At 39.6% G+C, this 22,682-nt stretch carries 16 protein-coding genes, 1 other RNA gene and 1 pseudogene; 7 read left to right on the top strand and 11 right to left on the bottom strand.

Annotation, left to right across the window (positions count from 1 at the left end; translation table 11 throughout):
* Positions 1-4 precede the first annotated feature (4 nt).
* Together tilS and ACFI34_RS09630 are read left to right on the top strand one after the other, a co-directional pair.
* Entirely contained in the window at positions 5-1,309 is a 1,305-nt protein-coding gene (gene tilS / locus ACFI34_RS09635) for a tRNA lysidine(34) synthetase TilS (protein WP_462673329.1), read from the top strand.
* Entirely contained in the window at positions 1,310-1,660 is a 351-nt protein-coding gene (locus tag ACFI34_RS09630) for a hypothetical protein (RefSeq protein ID WP_462673328.1), read from the top strand.
* 63 nt (positions 1,661-1,723) lie between these two features.
* Here the strand turns inward: ACFI34_RS09630 and ACFI34_RS09625 are convergent, their stop codons facing one another.
* A complete protein-coding gene (locus tag ACFI34_RS09625) occupies positions 1,724-2,620 on the bottom strand; it encodes a GGDEF domain-containing protein (protein ID WP_462673327.1) in 897 nt (298 codons plus the stop codon).
* A gap of 133 nt (positions 2,621-2,753) precedes the next feature.
* On the opposite strand from ACFI34_RS09625, the gene ACFI34_RS09620 reads away from it, so the two are divergent.
* On the top strand, positions 2,754-4,727 hold the full coding sequence (locus tag ACFI34_RS09620) for a monovalent cation:proton antiporter-2 (CPA2) family protein (RefSeq protein ID WP_462673326.1): 1,974 nt from the start codon (positions 2,754-2,756) through the stop codon (positions 4,725-4,727).
* Positions 4,728-4,731: 4 nt separating this feature from the next.
* Here ACFI34_RS09620 and ACFI34_RS09615 read toward each other — a convergent pair whose 3' ends face one another.
* A complete protein-coding gene (locus ACFI34_RS09615) occupies positions 4,732-5,877 on the bottom strand; it encodes a patatin-like phospholipase family protein (protein ID WP_058429482.1) in 1,146 nt (381 codons plus the stop codon).
* Positions 5,878-6,108: 231 nt separating this feature from the next.
* Between ACFI34_RS09615 and ACFI34_RS09610 the strand changes: the two genes are divergently transcribed.
* The 3 genes from ACFI34_RS09610 to ACFI34_RS09600 all read left to right on the top strand — a co-directional run bounded on the left by ACFI34_RS09610 (position 6,109) and on the right by ACFI34_RS09600 (position 10,167).
* Entirely contained in the window at positions 6,109-6,981 is an 873-nt protein-coding gene (locus ACFI34_RS09610) for a DUF3014 domain-containing protein (RefSeq protein WP_462673325.1), read from the top strand.
* A 138-nt stretch (positions 6,982-7,119) separates the two neighbouring features.
* Positions 7,120-7,216: signal recognition particle sRNA small type (gene ffs / locus ACFI34_RS09605), an RNA gene on the top strand.
* A gap of 194 nt (positions 7,217-7,410) precedes the next feature.
* Positions 7,411-10,167, top strand: coding sequence for a hybrid sensor histidine kinase/response regulator (locus tag ACFI34_RS09600; protein WP_462673324.1), 2,757 nt, complete (start codon positions 7,411-7,413; stop codon positions 10,165-10,167).
* Positions 10,168-10,226: 59 nt separating this feature from the next.
* Here ACFI34_RS09600 and ACFI34_RS09595 read toward each other — a convergent pair whose 3' ends face one another.
* The 9 genes and pseudogenes from ACFI34_RS09595 to ACFI34_RS09555 all read right to left on the bottom strand — a co-directional run bounded on the left by ACFI34_RS09595 (position 10,227) and on the right by ACFI34_RS09555 (position 18,970).
* Positions 10,227-10,922 carry a DUF1826 domain-containing protein gene (locus tag ACFI34_RS09595; RefSeq protein ID WP_462673323.1) on the bottom strand — a complete coding sequence of 232 codons (696 nt, stop codon included), beginning with the start codon at positions 10,920-10,922 and terminating at the stop codon, positions 10,227-10,229.
* Positions 10,922-12,121 (bottom strand): annotated as a pseudogene (gene zigA / locus ACFI34_RS09590) (zinc metallochaperone GTPase ZigA). The gene ACFI34_RS09595 and the pseudogene zigA overlap by 1 nt, the downstream one beginning before the upstream one ends.
* Positions 12,122-12,356: 235 nt before the next feature.
* On the bottom strand, positions 12,357-13,436 hold the full coding sequence (locus tag ACFI34_RS09585; RefSeq protein WP_462673322.1) for a mechanosensitive ion channel family protein: 1,080 nt from the start codon (positions 13,434-13,436) through the stop codon (positions 12,357-12,359).
* Positions 13,437-13,539: 103 nt separating this feature from the next.
* Positions 13,540-13,941 carry a DUF6691 family protein gene (locus ACFI34_RS09580; protein ID WP_462673321.1) on the bottom strand — a complete coding sequence of 134 codons (402 nt, stop codon included), beginning with the start codon at positions 13,939-13,941 and terminating at the stop codon, positions 13,540-13,542.
* A gap of 3 nt (positions 13,942-13,944) precedes the next feature.
* Entirely contained in the window at positions 13,945-14,358 is a 414-nt protein-coding gene (locus ACFI34_RS09575) for a YeeE/YedE family protein (RefSeq protein WP_462673320.1), read from the bottom strand.
* Between the two features lies 1 nt (position 14,359).
* Entirely contained in the window at positions 14,360-15,619 is a 1,260-nt protein-coding gene (locus ACFI34_RS09570) for an OmpP1/FadL family transporter (protein ID WP_462673319.1), read from the bottom strand.
* A gap of 224 nt (positions 15,620-15,843) precedes the next feature.
* A complete protein-coding gene (locus tag ACFI34_RS09565) occupies positions 15,844-17,274 on the bottom strand; it encodes a sugar porter family MFS transporter (RefSeq protein ID WP_462673318.1) in 1,431 nt (476 codons plus the stop codon).
* A gap of 36 nt (positions 17,275-17,310) precedes the next feature.
* A complete protein-coding gene (locus ACFI34_RS09560) occupies positions 17,311-18,405 on the bottom strand; it encodes a FecR family protein (protein ID WP_462673317.1) in 1,095 nt (364 codons plus the stop codon).
* Complete coding sequence (locus ACFI34_RS09555) at positions 18,398-18,970, bottom strand: RNA polymerase sigma factor (protein WP_462673316.1); 573 nt, start codon at positions 18,968-18,970, stop codon at positions 18,398-18,400. The genes ACFI34_RS09560 and ACFI34_RS09555 overlap by 8 nt, the downstream gene beginning before the upstream one ends.
* A 356-nt stretch (positions 18,971-19,326) precedes the next feature.
* Between ACFI34_RS09555 and ACFI34_RS09550 the strand changes: the two genes are divergently transcribed.
* The gene (locus ACFI34_RS09550) at positions 19,327-22,620 is read left to right on the top strand and encodes a TonB-dependent receptor (protein ID WP_462673315.1); all 3,294 of its coding nucleotides are present in this window, start codon (positions 19,327-19,329) and stop codon (positions 22,618-22,620) included.
* Positions 22,621-22,682 lie beyond the last annotated feature (62 nt).

The following is a 22,682-nucleotide window of genomic DNA, read 5'->3' as shown; positions in this document are numbered from 1 at the left end:
TTAAATGCAATCATCAGCGATTTATCAGCACGTTAAACACGCCCTTGAGTACTTTTTTAAGCAACAACAGTTTAATTTTACTGTTGCGCTTTCGGGTGGGGTCGACTCAGTTGTATTGTTACATATAATGCACGTGCTAAAGCAAGAAATGCCAAAGCTAAAGGTAAGTGCAATATACGTTAATCATGGCTTAAGCGAATACGCTAATGACTGGCAGGCTTTTTGCCAAAACCTATGCGTTGAGCTAGATATACCGTTTAATACCGCACTGGTAACAATAAGCCGGCAAACACGAACAAGTCTTGAAGCGCAGGCACGTGAGGCACGTTATAAAGCACTTGATGAACTAAGCGCACCGCAAAGTGTTATTTTATTAGGCCAGCATTTAAACGACCAAATAGAAACGTTTTTACTGCGTTTAAAGCGTGGCTCGGGCTTAAAAGGGTTAGGCGCAATGCAAGCAATGCGTGAACTACAAAGCGGGCGAATATGCTACAGGCCGCTTTTAAACATTACGCGCAGTGATATAGAGCACTTTGCCACAGCGTTTAATATTGCGCACATTACTGATGACTCAAATACCGATGAGCGTTTTGATCGTAACTTTTTGCGTGCACGTGTAGTGCCTGAACTGGCTAAGCGGTTTAAAGGTTTTGAACAGTGTGCTGGGCGCAGCATTGAGTTATTGCAGCAACAACAAGCGCTACTTGATGAGTACACTCAAATTGATTTAAGCCAAAGTTTAAATGACCAGCAAGCATTGTGTATTAGCCAAATAATTCATTATAGCGACGTGCGCATAACAAATGTGGTTCGTGCGTGGCTTAGCTTATTTACCCAAGTAATGCCATCTCAAAAGCAGTTGTCACAAATTATTAATCAGGCAATAAACGCTCAGGCCGATGCTAAAATTCAAATTGACTTAGTTGATGGACAGGTTAGGCGCCACCAAGGGTATTTATACTTTGTAACTCAAAAAAACATTGTGAATGATGATGAGTTAATCACTCATGAACTCACTCTCAACGATGGCCGCGTATTAACAAAGCAAAGTGGTGCAGGAATAAGAGCACCGCATGCCAATGAGCAGGTTTCAGTAAGATTTAATTACAACAGCGCTCGTATAAAGCCTCTTAAAAAGCCCGGAAGTAACAGCGTAAAGCACTGGTTTAAGGACGCAAAAGTAGCGCCTTGGCTTCGAAGTCAAGTGCCGCTTATTTTTTATAATGACGAACTAGTACAAGTGGTTGGCTATTTTATAAGTGACAAACATTATGATGAAAATGGTATTTATTGGGAGTGTAAATAAATGAGTGAACAGCCACATGTTGGATTATCGCTAGTCAATAAAGCGCCACTAGGCATACTATTTACAGCCCTAATAGCGATAGTTGCTAATGTATTACTAGATTTGAACATTTTAACTTTAGCGTATGCTATTTCGGGCGGTGCTATATCAGCGATTATATTAATGGCTTATTGGTTAGGTAAAGGAGGCATATTTTTTATATTAGGGGTGAGTTTACCGCTCATATTAGTGTTATTTACGCCTCTTGATAACGCCACAGCCTTAATAAATTTAGTGAGTGGTTACTTTTTAGGTTTTTGTGTGGCGCTGACAATTTATAAATTTTTACCTGCAAAGTCTTTCAAGCAATAGGGTAACGGTTTTCATAAAAAAGGCTTAGCGGGGGAAGCTAAGCCTTTTAAAAAAGCCTTATAATCAATATGCTTTAGCGCAGTTTCTGCCAGACGCTTTTGCTTTGTACAAACCTTTATCTGCACGAGAAAAGATTTCTATATCGCAATCATTACTCATTGCTAAGGTATAGCCAATACTGACCGTAACTTCATGCTTTGACATTAGGCTAGATTGCTTTACAAATTGCATTATACGTTCAGATACAACCTGATTAGTTTTGAATTCAGGGTCTTCTATTAGTATTGCAAATTCATCGCCACCAAACCTAAATACGGTATCTGTAGCGCGTATGCTTGAATTTAATACAGTTGCAAATTCTTTAAGTGTATCGTCGCCAATTTTGTGGCCAAACTTGTCATTTACCTGCTTAAAATTATCTAGGTCAAGTAGCATCAAGCTAAAAGGGCGCTGATAGCGGCGACAGTTTTCGAGCTTCTGAGATAAAATGTCATTAAATTGACTACGGTTGTTTAAACCCGTTAATGAGTCTTTTGTAGCCAACTTAAGTACGCGGCTATACATCATCGCATTACGTAGCGGATAAACTAGCGCAGAGTGAAGCGAGCGTAATTTGCTTTCAATTGCTTTGCCTAAAGGGTATTTACTAAAGTATATAAGTTGCCCTAAGTGCTCTTTTCCAATCGTTAAGTCAAAAATATAGGGCGTGCTATTAGTATCGCTTTCAGAAGTTTGTGCAGTGCCAAGCGTTGATTGAAACTGCAATCCTGTAAAGTTTAAAAGCTTTTTTGTAAATTTTGCGTATATGGCTAATACATCTTCAATAACTAAACTAGTCTGTAGTTCTGCGACTAACTCATGTGTTGCCGTTGTTTCATTATTTGGTGTGTGCTCAGCCGAAAACGGCAAAAAGTCGCCGCGACCAGAGACACGTTGCGTCAAAATATGGACATTTTCCATTAAATTCTCCCCCGAGAGTGTTGCTTTGCAAATATTAAGCGATTTTTGTGCCACATTTTGAAATTAGCTTAAAAACAATTACTTGCTATAGTTAAACTACATCCCTTAGTTTAATTGATGCCGGAGGCCAAATTTGCAAAGTACTAATGCTCAATTTTTTGGCTTACTTGTCGTTGCCGTTATTTTTGTGTGGTTTTTTAAGCGCATCGGTTTGCCGCCAATTTTGGCGTACCTAGCAACAGGTGTTTTAGCTGGCAGTCATGGCGTTGGATGGCTTGAACATACTCACGAAATAGACTTTGTTGCAGAGCTTGGTATTGTATTTTTGCTTTTTAGTTTGGGGCTTGAGTTTTCAATATCTCGCTTAATGGCCATGCGTAATATTGTATTTGGCTTAGGTTCACTGCAGGTGATTGTAACAAGCTTATTACTTATTATAATTTTGTACTTTTTAAACTTTAGCTTGCTTACCAGCTTTACTGTTGGCTCGATTATGGCGCTGTCTTCAACGGCGGTAGTTGTTAAATTGCTCAAAGAAAGTGGGGAACTTAATCAGCGCAGAGGGCAATTAGCAATCGGTGTATTGTTGTTTCAAGACATTGCCGTAGTGCCTTTACTTATTATTCTTCCTTTATTTGCCACAAGCGATTCACAAACAATTGGGTGGGCGTTAGCATTTTCTCTGACTAAAGGGGCTTTTGTTTGCGTGCTGTTATGGGCTATTGGTAAATGGTTACTGCCTAAAGTATTCAGCGAAATAGCCTTAGTGCGCACTGATGAGCTATTTGTACTTACTACGCTACTAGTTGCTTTGTTTGCGGGTTTACTAACCTATATGTTTGGCTTATCAATGGCACTAGGTGCATTTTTGGCCGGAATGATGCTTGGTGAAAGTCATTATAGGCACCAGCTTGAAGCCGACATACGGCCATTTCGCGATATCTTAATGGGGCTGTTTTTTGTTACCGTAGGCATGCAGCTAGATTTACTTTATGTGTTTAGCAATGGCGTTATTATCGTTGGTGCATTATTTGGATTATTAGTTTTAAAAATAGCTGTGCTCGCCATCAGTGCACAACTTATGGGTGAGCGAAAACAGGACTCATTAGCGTGTGGCATTATGCTGTGGCAAATGGGTGAATTTGGTTTTGTATTAATTGCCTTAGGTAGGCAGCATCAATTATTAACCAGCGAACACATTTCATTTTTAATTGCCCTTGGTGTGTTATCGATGGCGTTAACACCATTTTTAATTGAAAAAACCCCCTATATTTTAAGGCGTTTAGGGTTATTAAATAGCCCAAGCATTGCATGGGAAGGAGAGCCACAAGTAAGTACACTTTACACAAACCATGTAGTCATTTGTGGTTTTTCGAGGGTAGGGCAAACTATAGCGCGCTTTTTAAAGCCAGAAGCTATTGAATATGTTGCTGTTGAAAGTAACCCCATACTTGTGCAAGAAGGAAAGGCCGCAGGTGAGCCTGTAATATTTGGCCACGTTAAACAAAAAGATATTTTAAAGTGTGCGGGCGTAGAGCGAGCGCGGTTGGTGATTATTACATTTACCGAGTTTGAACAAACACAAATAGTGATAGACGCAATAAAGCAAATAGCTCCAGAGGTAAAAATACTTATCCGAACCCGAGACGATAGCCAGCTTGAAAAACTACGAGAGCTGGGTGTCACTGAAGTTGTACCAGAAACGCTTGAAGCAAGTTTAATGATCGTTTCGCATGTTTTGTCTATGTCGGGTGTACCCATGAGCCGAATTATTAGGCGGGTGAGCGATGAGCGAAGAAATCGTTATCAATTTTTGCAAAGTTTTTTTACAGGTGAGCATATAAACAACGATGAAAGTAATTCAGATAAGTTAGAGTATTTGCATGTGGTTGCTCTGCCCGATAAAGCACATGCGGTTAATAAAAGTATAAATGAGCTTAATTTAGTAAAGCGCAAGGTATCTATTAAGGCATTACGACGCCAAGATCGAGAAATAGACGCCCCTTCAGATCAAATTATCTTGCTTGCCAACGATATACTCGTTTTGCAAGGTAAACCAAGGCGTGTGGAACGCGTAGAACATTTTTTATTAGATGGTATTGAATAATAAGTTAATCGAGCCCTAAAAAAGCTCTTATTTCAGGTAGCTTAGCCATGCCGTCTTGATACCCTATTTCCATTAAGTGCTGGGTATAGCGTTTTTCAAATAATAAATAACTAGTTAAACTTGATTGAGAGTGCTTTTTAACACCAATAGTACGCAATAATACTTTTATCGCCCATGGCATATCGTTGTAATACTGTGCTGCAATGACATTAAAGTTTTGTGAGGGGTTAATAATAAAGCTATCTATTTGCTTTAGTTCTTGGTGTTTATCTCGTGCAGGTAAAAGCCCCAAAGTGCGGTTTATTCTACCCAAGCGTTCTAAATCTGACTGCATGGTGTCGGTAAATACACTATCAAGCAAGTGCCCTGCAACAGCAGAAAGCCCAGGGTAATGTGCAGAATATCCCGGTGGGTGCGGCTCTTTAGGTTCATCGACACCTATAATAAAAATTTTTTCGGCGCCTAAATGTATTGATGGGCTAAGCGGTGACAGTTGATGTATAGAGCCGTCACCAAAGTAATGGTTATGAATATTAACGCTTGGAAACACCATTGGAATAGCACTTGATGCCATTAAATGCTCAACATTAATGCGTGTTGGGCGGCCTTCTCGTTTAGCTCTTTGCCAAGCTGTTTGTGTATTTGACTGAAAAAAAGCGACTGAATCACCTGTGGTATAGCTTGAGGCTGTAATCGAAAGCGCCTCTAAATAGTTTCGGTGTAAATTACGCTCTATGCGATGCAAGTCTAAAATTTCGTTAAGTAAACCACGTAAAGGGCGGTTGTTAAGCAAGCTTGCTGGTGGGTGGTTAATATGCTCTGATTGAAAGCTAGTTAAAATATTACGCGCAATGTGGCCAAATACACTTAAAAAATCACTTTTGTAGACCATAGAGGTCGAAAAATTTTTCCAAACAGATTCTAATTTTCGCACTGCTAAGTGCGCACAAGAGGCATAACACGCTAAGGCCGCAGAGTTTATAGCTCCGGCAGATGTACCATTAATTATTCTAAAAGGAAGAGGTGCGGTACGTGGCATGCTATGAGCTAATGCTTTTAAAACACCTACTTGATATGCAGCTCTAGCACCACCACCGGTAAGTAATAAGGCTGTTTTAGGTTTTTTGGGATCTATTTGCTTAATTTTCATATTGGTGGTTAAACTGTTCAACGTCTTTACTTTATTTATCAACTGTAAGTCTTTAAGCTAGAAGAATCAAAGGTTAACTGTTCATAGAGTTATAACTGTATAATTTAATGCTGAATTCAGCATGTCTAACTTAAGATAACTATTGATTTAATAAAAAACTCGAACAGAATGAATTTAATCCACTTAGCCCACTCTAAGTGATATCGCATTTTTATTTTTTATGGAGTTCGTATGTCAGACTCACCAGATGTTCAAAAACGCTCAACAAACAGTAACTTACTTCTTGCCATTATTACGCTAATTGTTGCTGCTTGTGTGGTTGCATTTGTATTACTCAAACCAAGTGACGAACCGGTTTCGCGCATAGAAGCAACAGAGCCCGTTAAAGAGCGGCCAATAATGGAACTTAAGCCATTAAATGAACCAGATATAATTGAGCCAGAAGAGCCAACAGCAGTTGAACAGCCCGCAGAGCTCGAAGTGCCAGCGCAGCGCATAGTTGAACCCGAACCAGAAGTAGCTACGCTACCTGCCTTAAACGATAGTGATACTATGGTTGTTGCCAAAATTGACGAGTACCTAAGTGACTCTGTGATGAGCCTATTAGTCACTGATGATGTTATTCGTCGAGGTGTTGTTTTTATTGACAACTTAGCTCAAGGCAAAGTAGCTAAAAAACACAATCCTGTTATTAAACCCCAAGAAAGCTTCAGTGTTACCGAAGGGGATATTTTAACAATTGATCCAAATAGTTATGAGCGTTACACACCGTATGTAAAAATTTTTACTAGCATGAGTGCAGCTCAAGTGGTCCGTATGTTTGAAGAGTACCAGCCACTTATTAACGATGCATACACTGAAATTGGTTATGGCGATGACGAGTTTAAACAAACATTGAACGACGCTATCGATTTACTACTTGATACTCCGGAGCCTGAAGGCGCCTTACCACTTTTACGTGACTCAGTAACTTATCAGTATGCGTTTTCTGAGTGGGAGCAACTTCCTGCTGCTCAAAAACAGCTTTTACGCATGGGTCCAGACAACATGAAAAAAGTAAAAGCAGCACTTCGTAATATAAAAGCGCAATTAGAGAGCAAATAACAGTCACAAATTAAATTTAAAAGCCGCGATTGTATATGAAGTATGCAATCGCACCTTCTTTTTTGATTATCCCTTGAATAACACAGTAAAAGTAGAGATAATCTCTTCCGCGCCAACCAAGGCCCTCAATGGTAGTCTTATTGGTCCTCTCGCAACACTAGCAGGCGAACCTGGTCAGGCCCGGAAGGGAGCAGCCACAGTTTGTGACGTGTGTGCCGAGATGTGGCTGGTAAGACTGCCACCCAAATTCCTCATTTGGGTGACTACATCTAAGCAACTTAAAAATTTCAATCAAATACACAGAAATATATTTTCTGATATTCCCTATATTTCTACCATATAGACAAGACTTATATATTGCGCAATAATGAAATAATACGTTAACGTTAACGCTACACATGTTAAATCAGATGCCCAAGGGTTGTTGTAATGTCTCAAAGAAGTAAGTGGGCACTAGCTATTTTATTAGGGCTAATTGGCGGGGTGGTTAATCTTTTACCCCTGTTTTTTTTCGATAGTTCTGAATTTTTATTTGGACAATTTTTTGTTTTATGCAGCTTAGTATTCACTGGACTGCGCTATTCCTGCCTTACGCTCGCAATTGTTTCAAGTTTTTTACTCTATCGATGGGGGCATTGTTGGCCTAGCATAGTTTATTTGTTGGAGCTTTTATGGCTTTATATTTTTTGTTTAAGGCGCTCTAAACCCATTTTACCATTGGGTGCCGTATTTTGGTTTTTAGTTGGACTGCCTATCATTTGGAGTATAGGCCAGTTTGTAATGGATTTAGCATCGCTAACGCTTATTGTTGCAGTGTTTAAATACTTGGTTAACGCATTAATATGCTTAGCACTCGTTGATTTGATGAGCATATTTGTTCCCTTTGCTAGTCGTGCTTATCAAGGGCGCCCACTAGCCCGTATTCTTAGCTATGTTGTGAGCGTCATTATTGTTTTGGTTGTCCTTATTACAAGTGTTTTTTTGGTTAACGATCATCATTCACGCATAGAGTATGAGGTAAATGCGCAGCTTGAAGAAAAAGCGAAATCTATTAGCGCACAGTTGAATGACTATTTACAGTTTCATAAAAACGCGGTGGTAATGAGTAGTGATGCCATAGGTGGTGGAATTACTATACAACAACAGTTAACGCAGTTAATGGATTTATACCCAGGTTTTACTACAAGCTTATATGCAATGCCAAATGGCTATGTTGCTAAAAGTATTCCCAGCACATTATTAGCAGGACTTAGTGAAGAAAAGCGGTTTGTAAACGACCGCCCATATTTCTCTGAAGCTAAACGGTATCCTCAAGGATACAGCAGTGGTGTGTTTCAGGGGCGTGGCCTTGGAAATGAACCTATAGTTGCACTTTCTGCGCCTATTTACAGAAATGATGAATTTTATGGTGTTGTGGAAGGGTCGTTAAAGCTTGAACGTTTAGAGCAATATATACCGAACTTGTTTAACCAAACTGGTGAGCTAATTATACTGGATGCTGAGCAAAGGATTGTTTTTAGCTCATTAGCACAATTTGACATTCTGGCTGACTTTAAAACTTTAGATTTTACAATAAGTAACTTGGGCGATAATCAACTGTTCCGTTCTGTTAATAATGAAGTATTTCATACCAATCAGTATGTTGATGCTAGTAACCAATGGCAAGTTATCACGCTTTACAACCGCAAGCACTTAACTAAGGTAGTAGCAAGTGCTTGGTCACCAACAATATTATTTAGTGCAGTGTTGATATTTTTAGTCGTGCTGTTCATACATCATTTGTCTAACATATTAGTTCAGCCAATTATTGGTTTAACTAATTTAATGCATGGTTTTGATAAATCAGAAAAACAACATTTTAATACGGAGTCTAGTTGGTACGAAGTACTGCAACTACAAGAGCAGTTTAAGATGCTGGGAAGTGCGTTAAGGGATTCAATAGAAAGCTTACAAGCGTCTAATATTAAAAATCAGGATCTAAATAAGCAGCTAAGCCAATTTAACCAGCAATTGGAAGTTAAAGTGGCTGAGCAAACAGATGAGCTAACAAAAGCAGTTAAATCTGCTAATGAGGCTAATAAAGCTAAATCACAGTTTTTGGCCAATATGAGTCATGAACTGCGCACGCCTATGAACGGCATCTTAGGTATGGGTGAGGTATTACTTCGTGATACCACCCTTACCGATGAGCAAAGGGAGTTGCTTGAAACACAACAAAAAAGCTCAAAAAATTTACTACAAATATTAAATGATATTTTAGATTTTTCTAAAATTGAAGCTAATGCTATGCAAATAAGCCCCCGTGCTACTTTGCTTGCTCCGTTTATAGAAAATATCCACTCGTTATTCTCACCTATTATTCATTCTAACAATGTTGAGTTTATTATTCAGTGCAGCCCAGACTTACCCGATTGCTTAAATGTAGATGACTTACGTTTAAATCAAATAATTATTAACTTATTGTCAAATGCACAAAAATTTACTCAGGCTGGGTTTGTGCGTTTATCGTTTGATTACAGAGATGAGCAACTGACGGTAAGTGTGTCTGATAGCGGAATTGGGATTAAAAAAGAGCAGCAACTATTACTTTTTAGTGAGTTTACCCAAGCAGACGCTAGCGTAGCTCGTAAGTATGGTGGTACAGGGCTTGGGCTGGCTATTTGCCAAGGTTTGATTAAAAAAATGGAGGGTGAAATAACCCTCAATAGCGTGCCAGGTTTGGGCAGTACGATTAAGTTTTCGATACATGCACCTAAAGCGCAAATTGTCGAATTAGCAAAGCGTGTACAAGCGCAATCTTTGCCAGATTTGATCAATAAGCATATTTTGCTAGTAGAAGATAATCCTATAAACCGTCAAGTAATTGCAAAAATGTTAGAGCCAACAGCTGTTACTATTACAATGGCAAACGACGGCTTAGAAGCGCTTAAAGTATTAAAAAATAATGTGTTTGATTTAATTTTAATGGACTGTCAAATGCCAAATATGGACGGTTATGAATGTACTATACGCATTCGCGAAAATGAAATTGGTGCAGATACACGGGTTCCAATTATCGCCATTACAGCCAATGCATACGAAGAAGATAAGCAGCGTTGTTTAGACGTTGGTATGGATGACTTTATTTCAAAACCCGTTAACTCTCAGGGATTATATAGTGTTATTGCTAATACCTTACAAAGATAAATTAAGTATAATTTATAAAGGCCAGACAAAATATGGCCTTTATAAATAGCGCTTTAATTTTATATAAAATCGAGAGTAAGCAGTAACCTAGGGGCGCTATTAGTTCCAGCCACAGGTGGCGAGCGATGTACAAGCCCTGCACCTTCGTTTTCATCCCAGTACTCGCCTTTAAGCAGGGCAACATCACCTTGCTGGAGTTGATTAATATTATTTAGGCTTTTAAATAAGCCAGACTCGTCATCGGATTTACCTAAATTACCAGTACCTAGCTTTGAGCGGTTTACATCGCTGTGATTTAACCACTGCGTAGCAACACCTTGATAGGTAGTCACCAGCCGGCACGGAATTTTGTCTACATGAAAACGCGGGCACATGGGTTTATCTAATATTTTTAGCCTTAAACCGGCGCGTTTTAAATCAAACAGGCAGCAAAACATTTCAACCAACAGTGTGATGTCTTCACACAGAACGTTAAATTCATCGCGGTTATTATTTTCTGGCTTAAGCGCCTTTATTAATTGATCAAAGGTATTATCGGGCGATACCGCAAGCTCAATTGGTTTTAAAGCATTAGCGCTAATGAGTGTATTAACTGCACTTGTTAATGTTTGCTCAAGGTCTCTTTGCCAAATAACAATGTTAGTATCTTGGTTATAAATTTGTGGTAATACATTGGTATCATTCTCTATAACTGCTCTTCGGTACAGTGGTTCCGCCGGTTTTACTTGCGCTGTTAAAGGGGCTAGGGCATTCATTACTCTTCCTTCCAAATAGGAAATGGGTCGTTAAAGGTTTTCCAAAAATCTTTACCTTTAAGTACAGCATCTTCTGGGAGAAGGCAGTCATCAAGCGCTTTAATCATGGCTTTTTTATCTAACGACTGACCAATAAACACAAGCTCTTGGCGCATGTCACCAAAGGGTTCTATCCATTTACTGTTTATATCAGCAAGTAGTTCGGGCTCTATGGGCCAGTCTTTTTTAGGAATTGCTTTATAAAACATACCTGCAAATACGTAATGCGCTATACCGCCAGCTTGGCTTCACCGCGCGCAAAATAAAGGGCGCGTTGCGAGCCAAAAATACCCTTTAGAGCGAATGAGCTTGCCAAATTTCTCGGTGTTGTGCAAAAAGTTATAAAACTTTTCAGGGTCAAATGGGCGGCGCGCAGTGTAATTAAAGCTGCTAATACCATATTCTTCGGTTTCGGGAATATGTTCACCACGCATTTCTTTAAGCCAACCCGGTGCTTGTTGGGCACGTTCAAAATTAAATAAACCGGTGTTTAGCACTTCGTTAATATTAATATGACCGTTTGATATAGGAATAATGTTAGCTTGAGTGTTAAGTGTGTTTAAAATGGCAGTGAGTTTATTTAATTCATCGTTTGTAATTAAATCAGTTTTACTAATTAAAATAACATTGGCAAATTCAACTTGGTCAACAAGTAGGTTGGCTACGCTTCGCTCGTCGTTTTCTCCTAATGATTCGCCGGTATCTTGTAAATCATTTGCTTGTTCGTAGTCGTTTAAAAAGTTAACTGCGTCAACCACTGTTACCATGGTATCGAGGGTGGCAACATCACCAAGTGAAACCCCTTTTTCGTCGGCAAAGGTAAATGTTTCGGCAACTGGGAGGGGCTCGGATATACCTGTAGATTCGATGACGAGGTAATCAAAACACCCCTCTTTGGCAAGTTTTCCCACTTCAACAAGTAAATCTTCTCGTAGGGTGCAGCAAATACAACCGTTGCTCATTTCGAGTAGTTTTTCGTTACTGTAATTGAGCGATACATTACTTTTAATAGTGGACGCATCGATATTTATATCGCTCATATCGTTAACTATTACGGCGACTTTTTTACCTTGCCTGTTATTAAGAATATGGCTAAGTACAGTGGTTTTACCAGCCCCCAAAAAACCTGATAACACTGTGACGGGCAGTTTATTTATCATTTAATAATCTTACTAAATTGCATTGTGGATATGTTATACTATATCAAAAATACATTAAGGTAATGCCTTTTAATTTATTTAGCAATGAATACGCAGTAAGTGGCTCTAGTGACCTATAAATTTTACTACACGTAAGTAAATGGCTGCTTATGCTTTATAACACAGTATAAAAACGCGTAACTTTACGTGTAGTAAAATAATTAAACCGAGGTAGGAACACGCTTACCTCGGTTTTTTAATGCTCAGCGTTATTAAAATTAGCGGCTTCTTGCGCTGTGTTAATAGCTGTAATAGGGAAGGGGATCACAATACCTTCTTGGTTATAGCGTTTATGTAACGCCTTAATAAAAGCAGATTTAACCCAAAACCGATTAAAGTATTCTTTTGCACGCAGCATTACGGTAAAGTTAATGCTTGAGTTATCAAAGGTGTGATACACCACAAAGGTATTGTAATCATCAACGCCCCACTCATGGTCAATCAGTACTTGACGCGCAACCTCAAGCGTTACTTGCTCTACAAATTCTAGATCTGAGCTGTAATGTACGCTTACATCAACAGGTACACTTAGCTCTTTTTCGGGGTAAAAGTAATTAATAATACGCGATTTAGAAAGCTGGCTATTAGGAATAATAATCATATTATTTGGCAGCATTTTAACCCACGTTGAGCGCCAACCAATTTTTTCTACAAAGCCCTGCTCCTTTGACTCAAGCTCAATAAAGTCCCCCACACGTATGGGTTTATCTATAACAAGCTGGACGCCCGAAAAAAAGTTTTCAAGGGTGGGTTGCAGGGCAAGTGCAACGGCAAGCGAAGTAATACCAAGAGATGCAATAATAGGCGTAATAGAAATACCCAAAGTGCCCAATAAAACCAATAATCCCACCGAAAAAAGAGTAACGCGAATAACCCCCTTTATAATACTTTGAGAATTAAAAATAACCGCAGATTGTTTAGCGTAGTGATTAACTGCGCCAATAACAAAGTGATTTAAAAAGAATATAAGGGCAAGTAAAGCTAATACAATATTAATACTGTTGAATGGAATTCGCTTTGCTAACTCGGGGTCAATAACGAATGTATCGTGCTCTAAAATGGTGATTAGCACAATAATTGTGCACAGTGTTAATGGCTTAGATATTGAGTCTAGAAGTAGTGTGTCGAATGTAAATGTTGTTTTTGATGTCCATTTTTTTAGCCAGTATATTATAAAAAAACGAATAAAAAACAACATTATAGTTACAAATAAAAGGTAAGCTACCGTACTCAACCAAGGGGTGTTATTAATAACGTCTAGCGTATTTTTGAGCATAACTTAAACCTATTAAATATAATTATATTTAGTACAGCAAGTTATGTACCTATGTTTGAAGTAAAGAGAAGTGTATTGCCGAGACAAGCCCGGCAATCGTTATTTATATTTTTTTAGCTACCCACATTCCACCCAATACAGAGGCAAAAAACAGCCAAAACTCCATTTTGAGTGACACTAATTGAACCAAGCCAGGGCCTGGGCAAATTCCGCTCAATCCCCACCCCAAACCAAACAAAACAGAGCCCGTAATTAACCTACTATCTACATTTTTTAGGTTACTTAGACTAAATGCTTCACCAAATAAAGGGCTGTCTTCTTTAGAGACCCACAACCAGGCCAGCATCATTATTCCCATGGCTACCGCCATTACAATAATTAAGCTGCCGTCCCACCCCTTACTAAAGGTCAAAAAATTAAGCACTTTATCAGGGTTGGTCATCCCGCTAATAATAAGGCCTAAGCCAAAAATAAAGCCTAAAAATACCGATGTAATTGCTTTCATGTTTTATCCAACTAAGTTAGCAGTTATTACAGCAACAAGCATAAACACACATGTTGAAACCCAAGAACGTGTAGAGAAGCGCGACATACCACACACGCCGTGGCCGCTTGTGCAGCCATTGGCAAGTGACGTGCCAACACCCACTAAGAGCCCCGCTATAATAATTAACCACGGTGGTAGGCTTAACTCGCCCTCTAATAACTCAGGCGCAATAAGTGAAGTGGCAACGCCCGCAATTAACAAGCCTGTAATAAAGCACACTTTCCACACATTATCGGGTTTTAGTGGAGTAAACAAAGATTTAACTAACCCTGAAATACCGGCCACTTTACCAAATAAAACAAGTAATAATGCACATGAAATACCAATTAAAGCACCGCCTAAAGCGGCGGATAAAGGTGTGAATTCTGTTACCATTTTATATTCCCCAAACAATTGATACACCAACACCTGATTGGTCCATTTCAATTGATAATTGTTGGTTAGGCGCTAAAAAGTTTGCACCCGATACTTTTTTAGCTGGCGAGTAAAAAGCCATAGCGTTTAATTGTACTTTTTCGCTAACTTCATGACTAAAACCCGTTGTAAAATGCCACTCTTGTACACCCGGCGCTAAAATATTAAATAACACCTCAGACGATGGAATAGGCTGTTGCGTGTATGAAACGCCAAAGCGAATTTTTTGTTTTGCAGTGCGCTGCCACTGATAGCCTAATTTATATATATCCATATCTTCCCAGCCAAACCCTGCACCTGCGCTTGCACCTAAAGGTGCAGACATTAAGTTACTCATTGGATTGGCAATGCTTTTAACTTCACTGTAGTTTATTTTTTGCCAATCGAATACAAGTTGGTTATTTGGTGTAATTTTATAAGCGGCACCAATTTGAATTGAGCTAGGTAAGTCAAAGCCACCGTCTTCTGCAAATAAACCTTTATAGCTATCAAATTCTTCCATAGCCACCGATGAGCGGTAACTGGCACCCCAACTAAATGATGTGCCTACGGTTTGAGTTATGCCCACTTGTACACCTAAACCTGTGCTGGTGTCGGTGCCATTATTTGTAAGCGATTGGGGCGATTGCGAAAAAGGCGCAAAGTTTCCAAGGCCTGTCGCTTTAAATTGTTGCACAACATAAATAGGTGAAATTCCCACCTTTGTTTGCTCATTTAACTGGTAGTTAATAGTTGGGCTAATAAACATCTGCTTTAAATCAACGCCAGTCGTGCCAGCATAAAATGTGCCTTCAGGCTCAGAATTGGCCCCATATTCAGTGTTCATACCGCCATTGCCGTAAACCAATAGGCCAATATTTATTTTGTCATTTAACTTATGGCCAATAGCAAACTCAGGGATAGCAAATAACGTGTTATCACTTTTTTGGGTTTTTGCTTCAAGATAAAGCGCATTCGGATAAAACGTATCTACAGATGATGCTGTGTATTTTCTATCAGGTGAAAATAACTCTAACCCAACTGAAACTTCAGTATCATTTACATTAAAGCTTGCAGGATTATTTGCACCCGACATCAACTCTTCAGATAGCGCAACCCCCGCACCTGCCATGCCTTTGTGGGTCATGCCATAACCATGAGTAAAATACCCATTGGTAGCAAATGCGCTAAATGTTCCTAATGTGCATGTTAATGCAAGGCCTGATACTAACTTATTTTTCATTTTGATAGACATATGTAGTGGTAAAACGCGGACAATAGCTAATTTTCTATATTCAAAAAAGGAATTTAAATCGATTACTTATAGTAAAAAAGAATATTGAGCGTGTGTGTTTAACCCAAAGTTAAGCGAGGTAATTATTTACGTCTTTTATACAACTGTTAAATCAATCATTTAGCTAAAAAATACAAAGCGGTGAGAGGGTTCACCGCTTTTTATAGGGCTAATTACATAGACTCAAGTGTCTTACCACGGGTTTCTGTAATGTATTTAGCCACAAAAAATATACTAATAAGTGCCGATAAAGCGTAAAAGCCGTACGCACCTGCAAGGCCAATATTAGCCAGCATAATAGGGAAGGTCATGGTAATGGCAAAATTAGCAATCCACTGCGCGCTTGCTGCAACCGCAAGCGCTGCGCCGCGAATACGGTTATTAAACATTTCGCCTAATAATACCCACACAACCGGGCCCCAACTTAAGCCAAAAAATACCACAAATAAGTTAGCCATTATAAGCGCAAACGTCCCCATGTTATCGCTTAGTGCAAGCTTGCCTGCTTCATCTAGGCCTGCGCTGCCAAATATATAAGTAAGGGCACTTAAGCTAATAAACATACCCACACTGCCAACAAGTAAGAGCGGTTTACGGCCAATTTTATCAACTAGGGCAATAGCGATAAATGTCGATACAACATTCGTGGTACCCGCTAATACATTTATAAATAACGATTGCGACTCGTCAAAACCAGCGGCTTGCCAAAGCTCTGAGCCGTAATAAAACACCACGTTAATCCCCACAAATTGCTGAAACACACTCAGCGCAACACCCGCCCAAACAATTGGGTGTACTTTTTTACTGCCATCGATAAATAGATCGCGAATACTCGGCTTTTTATCGCTATGCAAAGAGCCTTTAACATCGCTTATTTGCGCATCAACGTTGTCGTTCGAAATTTTACTAAATACCGTTTTTGCATCGGCTACTTTACCTTGCGCCACTAAATAACGAGGCGACTCAGGAATAAACAACACGCCCACTAAAAACAGTATTGCAGGCACAAGCTCAGCCCAAAACATCCAGCGCCAAGCGGCTATATCAAGCATTAAAATATTTTGCGCGCTACCAGCTGCATCAGCAATTAAATAGTTACTTAAAAACGCAGCAAATAAACCCAACACAATAGCGAGTTGCTGTAGTGTAGCTAAACGACCACGAAGGGCGGGTGGCGCAACCTCTGCAATATAAGCTGGCGCTAATACCGATGCTGCACCAATACCTAACCCACCAAATAAGCGGTAAAAAATAAACTCGCCCGAGCTTTCGCTAATGCCTGAGCCAAACGCACTAATAGCAAAAATAATCGCGGTGATGATCATAATGGCACGGCGGCCAAACTTATCAGCCAGAGGCCCCGCAGCAAGTGCCCCCACGGCGCAGCCTAATAATACCGAGGCTACATTGAAGCCCGTAGCCACACTGCTTGAATTAAAAGCATTGCCGAGCGCCGACACCGTGCCGTTAATAACGCCCGAGTCAAAACCAAATAAAAAGCCACCAATAGCAGCCACGGCAGAGATAAAAATTACATAAAAAAGAGAGCATGTGCCCAATGTGTGCGCCGAGCTATTAATGCTCGGCGAGATAGGTGATGTCATAATTGTGTGTCCTAGTTTTTATTATTGTGTACTTTACTATATTGAAACGTGTGGTGCTGCGTATTTTAAACGAATTTTATCTGGGCTAACTCTTTCATAATCAATATTAAAATTATTGTTTAATACTTCTAGGAGTCCTTTAATATCGCCCGTTTTGAACATGCCAGCTACTTGTACTTTTTTGAGACGGTCATCTTCTGAAAGCTCAAAATCTATATTTGTATAGCGGCCGATTTCAGCCATGGCTTCAGCAAGTGATTCACCTCTAAATATTAAGCTACCTTTGCGCCACGATAATCTTGCGGCTACATCCATAGGATCAACTTTTTCGACCGCTTTAGCAATTTTACCTTTAAAGCTTAAATCAAGTTTTTCTCCCTTTGACACCGAAGTTGAACTATTTGATAAATACTGTCCTTGTTTATTAGTCCCCAGGGAAAGGTTGGGTAACGATTTGGTTTTTTGTTCTGCAACAAGGACTTTGCCATCTGTCACAATCAGTTCAATTTGCTTTTGGCCTACTTCTACATTAAATGCAGTACCTACAGCCTGAATAACTTTATCACCCGCGATCACACTTAAAGGTCGCGTTTTATCGTGAGCTACGTCTATATGAATTTCGCCACGTAGTAAATTTATTACGCGAGTGTGTTGGGTATACCTCACTTGAACAAAGCTATTTGTGTTTAAGGTGATTTTACTTTTATCAGAAAGCAGTATGTCCTTACTTTCACCTACGTCGGTTTGAAAATTAAGCTGTTTAGCAACCACTGCTGATTGATTAACCGGGTAAAAAAATGAAAAGTTAAACGCTTCTTGAAAAAAGCTAAGTGCAACAGCTAATAAAATAGATGCAGCTGTTGCACCTAACCACACAGGGAGGCGTTGTTGTTTTACTGGTGTTTGTGGAAATAGATCTGACAAGCGGCTGAGGTCGTCCATTTTGTCCCACAGCTGTGCTACTTCAAGTAACACCTCTACATTTTTATAAGATTGTGACAACCATTGTTTTAACTCTTGCTCTTCGGATTTAGTCAATCCACGATCTAGTTTAGCTAGCCATTCACTTGCTTTATCAAGGCGCGCATCGTCGCTAGTGTTTCGCTCGTTTATATGATGAATATTAGTCATTTCCACCTCCTGCATTTAGCTGCGAAGAAGTATTTGGTTGCCCATAAACACTTTTTGTAGATTGACGCATAAATTGCGTACAACGTTTCATGCCTGTTGCTATATGTTTTTCCACGGTACTTTCACTAAGGTTTAATTGAGCAGCAATTTCTCGCTGCGAATAACCATACACTTTTTTTAATACAAACACTTTACGGCACTGCACGGGTAAAAGCCGTATGGCTTCACAAAAATTAGAAAATTCACTATCGGTGAGTGCTTTTTCGTACATTTCGTCTTGCTGATGCTCCGCTAAGAGTTGCTCTAACGCTTCCATGTTGTCGATCCCATCGACTAGGCGTATATTGGCTTGCTTTTGGTAATCGAGCGCTAAATTTCGCGCCGTTTTATAAATAAAAGATTTTGGTGAGCTTATGTTTTCAGTGTTTTTAATCTGACAAATTCGCACATAAGTTTCTTGCACTATATCTTCAATTTCATGTGGCGGCACTATGCGTGCAACTACATTTGAGAGACTTTTGCGCGAGGCCAAATAGACCTTATAAAAAAGTGTGTCTTTCGTCATTTAGTGTGTGTCTCGTGTGTGTGTGTTTACGGCAATTATTGTTATTTTATTTGCCAATACTAACTAAGACGAATGGTAAGAAAAAATCCGCCATTAAATTAAAAAATAAATCAGTATTTTATTTTTTTAATTTAATGTTCACTAACCGCACGGGGCATAAAGCTTGTAATGTAAAGGCGAATTGTACTACAGTTTTTTTCATGACAAATACCTCACTAGGTACTGATTATTCATTTTAAAAGCTTTAACTTTTTAATTAATAAGTAAAAATTGGCAATGTGGACTGTATTTTTAATGGTTTAAAAATACAAGTAAAAACGCTAACAATAAAAAAATCAAGGCAAAAACAAATTAGCATGGCTAGTCAAAAAAATAATTTATTTAAAAAAAATAAAAAATATTTATGGAGGAAAATAAATATTCACTCGTCTTTGTTCAGTGTATGGCCAAAAACTATACACAAGGAATATGTGCATTTGCCGCTTTGTTTACCAATTTATGTGCTGGTTTTTAGCTTACTCACCACCGAGGTAAAAGCGAGCCCTGTAAACGATAAAGCAGTGTTTAATATTCCCAGACAAAGGGCCGATTTATCGCTAATAGATTTTGCCGAGCAAGCCGATATTACTTTGCTGTTTCCGCTGGATAAAATTCAGCAGTTACAAACAAATACTATTGCTGGCGAGTATTCAATAATAAACGCATTACAGATTTTACTCGATGGCACAGGGTTGCAACCGCATATTAGCGAAGATGGGCAAATATCTATCTTAATAGATCCAAGCTTCGAGAGAAATGACAACATGGCTAACTATAAAAAAAATGGCGTGTCGAGTGCTGTACTAGCTGTACTAAGCACAATGGCAACGCTCCCTGCAGTAGCAGAAACAGCAGCACAAGAACCAGAAATAATTGAAGTACGCGGAATTAGAGGCTCGCTTGGCCGAGCTATGGATGCTAAAAGAGAAGCGGGCGGCGTGGTCGACTCCATTTCAGCAGAAGATATTGGTAAATTCCCTGACACAAATTTAGCTGAGTCTTTACAGCGAATTACGGGGGTTTCAATAGACCGTTCAGGCGGTGAAGGGCAGCTTATTACGGTACGTGGTTTTGGCCCGCAGTTTAATACTGTGCTTGTAAATGGTCGCCAAATGGCCTCTGAAAATCAAAGCCGTGCGTTTAGTTTTGATACCATTGCATCAGAGCTGGTTAAAAGCTTAGACGTATTTAAAACCTCAACAGCCACAAAGCAGTCAGGTGGTATTGGTTCAACAGTCAATGTAAATACAGCGCGCCCATTTGCTATTAATGGCTTTAAAGTTGCGGGCAGTGTTAAGGGGATTTACGATGAAAATAGTGAAGAAACTACACCTGAGATATCTGGGTTAATCAGCAATACATTTAATGATGACACACTGGGTGTGTTATTTGCTGTTTCTCGCCAGGAGCGCGAAACACGCTTAAATCAGGCTCAAGTAGACGGTTGGTTAGAAAATGTGGGCGTCCCAAACCCGCAAACTCAAAGTGGGCAAGCATATACCGGAAATATTTTTTCGCCGCGTAACTACGATCATAAAGTAACAACAGAAACACGTACACGCACTAATGCAAATTTAGTTATACAGTATGCACCTTCAGATGATTTAGTTATAACAGCTGATGGGCTTTATTCTGATTTTGATGTTGAAGCTGACACCACGTCTTATGGGCATTGGTTTACAGCGCCAAACCTAGAAGGCTTTGGCGGGGCTGCAGGGCCAACTGTAGACGAAAATGGCACAGTGGTTGATTTATATCAAGAGGTAGGCCTTGCTACCGATATGCACGCTAAAAAGTTTGATCGCTTAACAAGCTCTAGCGCACTAGGCTTAAACTTTGATTGGCATGTAAACGATAACTTAAATATGAAGTTTGATTTGAGCCACTCAAAAGCTGAGCGTGAGGCTAATAACGGCGGTGGCGATCAGCTATCCTTGATTGGCTATGCTAACCGAGTTCGATTTGAAGTGGATGGCGGTATTTTACCCTACGCGAGTGAGTTTGCCTCTGCTAACCCTAATATTTACAGCGGCCAGCAAGAGCTGGACGGTGTTGCTTATAACCCTGCAGTTACGCCCGATGGCGTATCAAATCATTTAGATACCGCCAATAGCCGAGCACATGTAATGCTACGTCGTGGTTGGGCTGTAGAAGATACCGTGGATCAGTTTCGTTGGGATAGCATTTGGCATAACGATGGTAGCTCAGGCCTAGTTTCGGTCAAGTTTGGTGCTATGTATTCAACTGAAACTAAAAATCTTGATCGTTGGGATAACGAAGGTGTTGGTATTCACTGTACTTTTTGTGGTTACCCGGATAACCCAAACATGGATGGCTTAGCGCAATTTGTATTTGACGCAGGAGATGACTTTTTATCTGATGTAAGCGGCAGCGGTCGTATGCCAACGTCATGGCTTGCACACGATGGTGAGGCAAACTTTGCGTACCTTGAGCAAATAGCTGCGGCGAATGGTCAGCCTGTTAGTTTTGATGCAGTTAAACGTAATAAGTCGTTTGAGATAACTGAAGATACTTTATCGTTTTATACGGAGTTTGATTTTGAAGCTGAACTTGCAGGCATGCCTTTATACGCAACAGCCGGCTTTAGATACGAAAGCACCGATGTAGAAGTAAAAGGCACAGACGAGCCAGTTAGTGCATTAACGATTTTAGATAAAACGGAAATGCTCGCTAATTTTGGCGCCGTAGAAAGTATTTCAGCAAGTTCAGATTACGAAGCGATTTTACCTAACTTTAGTGTAAAGCTTGAAATAAGCGATGAGCTAATAGCACGTGCTGCTGTATCTCAAACAATTACACGACCAACACTCGACAGTATGTCGCCTGTAACAGTCATTGGAACAACTCGACAGGGGGGCAATTTAACATCAAGTTCTGGAAACCCTGCGCTTGAGCCATTTACCTCTGATAACTTAGATTTATCATTAGAGTGGTATTACGCTGATGCTAGTTATTTATCTGCGGGTTACTTTAGAAAAAATGTTGCTAACTTCATTATCAATACGACCGATGATTTAACCTTTGAATTGTCTGATGGCGGATTGTTAACTGACCCCTCTACAGGTAATGATGTAGATAACCCTGACGCTGCCGACTCAACGGCTGTATTTACTAATACATTACCAAATAATAGCGAATCGGCGATTGTTGATGGCTGGGAAGTCGCCTTACAACATAGTTTCGATAGTGGCTTTGGTTTTATGGTTAATGCAACATTTGTAGACAGCGATGCAGAGCTAGACCCTGCAGATATAACTCAAGTATTTGCATTAACAGGCTTAAGCGACTCTTATAATGTGGTTGGCTTTTATGAGAATGGCCCATTTCAAGCGCGTTTAGCCTATAACTGGCGCGATAGATTTGTACAGTCACTAACACAGCTAAATGGTGATGGTGTGACCATTGTAGAAGATTACGCACAACTTGATGCTAGCGGCAGCTATGACATTACCGAAAATGTATCGGTATTTTTTGAAGGTATTAACTTAACCGAAGAATACGTGCACAAGCGTGGTCGTTTTTCTAATCAATTATTGTTGGTTGAAGATAGCGGACGACGTTTTGCGTTAGGTATTCGCGGTAGTTTTTAACTTTAATTAATAAAGTGGCTTTTACAATTAGTAATAGCCACTTTTTAACTATGCCTTTATAG

Source organism: Pseudoalteromonas sp. PSi26, from assembly GCF_054960575.1.
Note: the sequence above shows the minus strand (reverse complement) of the source record. Positions and strands in the feature narration are given on the sequence as shown.

Coding starts and splice junctions, on each gene's coding strand:
- ACFI34_RS09630 (WP_462673328.1), top strand. CDS start 1,310: ATGAGTGAACAGCCACATGTTGGATTATCGCTAGTCAATAAAGCGCCA.
- ACFI34_RS09555 (WP_462673316.1), bottom strand. CDS start 18,970: ATGACGAAAGACACACTTTTTTATAAGGTCTATTTGGCCTCGCGCAAA.
- ACFI34_RS09560 (WP_462673317.1), bottom strand. CDS start 18,405: ATGACTAATATTCATCATATAAACGAGCGAAACACTAGCGACGATGCG.
- ACFI34_RS09550 (WP_462673315.1), top strand. CDS start 19,327: ATGGCTAGTCAAAAAAATAATTTATTTAAAAAAAATAAAAAATATTTA.
- ACFI34_RS09565 (WP_462673318.1), bottom strand. CDS start 17,274: ATGACATCACCTATCTCGCCGAGCATTAATAGCTCGGCGCACACATTG.
- ACFI34_RS09575 (WP_462673320.1), bottom strand. CDS start 14,358: ATGGTAACAGAATTCACACCTTTATCCGCCGCTTTAGGCGGTGCTTTA.
- ACFI34_RS09595 (WP_462673323.1), bottom strand. CDS start 10,922: ATGAATGCCCTAGCCCCTTTAACAGCGCAAGTAAAACCGGCGGAACCA.
- ACFI34_RS09580 (WP_462673321.1), bottom strand. CDS start 13,941: ATGAAAGCAATTACATCGGTATTTTTAGGCTTTATTTTTGGCTTAGGC.
- tilS (WP_462673329.1), top strand. CDS start 5: ATGCAATCATCAGCGATTTATCAGCACGTTAAACACGCCCTTGAGTAC.
- ACFI34_RS09585 (WP_462673322.1), bottom strand. CDS start 13,436: ATGCTCAAAAATACGCTAGACGTTATTAATAACACCCCTTGGTTGAGT.
- ACFI34_RS09610 (WP_462673325.1), top strand. CDS start 6,109: ATGTCAGACTCACCAGATGTTCAAAAACGCTCAACAAACAGTAACTTA.
- ACFI34_RS09600 (WP_462673324.1), top strand. CDS start 7,411: ATGTCTCAAAGAAGTAAGTGGGCACTAGCTATTTTATTAGGGCTAATT.
- ACFI34_RS09615 (WP_058429482.1), bottom strand. CDS start 5,877: ATGAAAATTAAGCAAATAGATCCCAAAAAACCTAAAACAGCCTTATTA.
- ACFI34_RS09570 (WP_462673319.1), bottom strand. CDS start 15,619: ATGAAAAATAAGTTAGTATCAGGCCTTGCATTAACATGCACATTAGGA.
- ACFI34_RS09625 (WP_462673327.1), bottom strand. CDS start 2,620: ATGGAAAATGTCCATATTTTGACGCAACGTGTCTCTGGTCGCGGCGAC.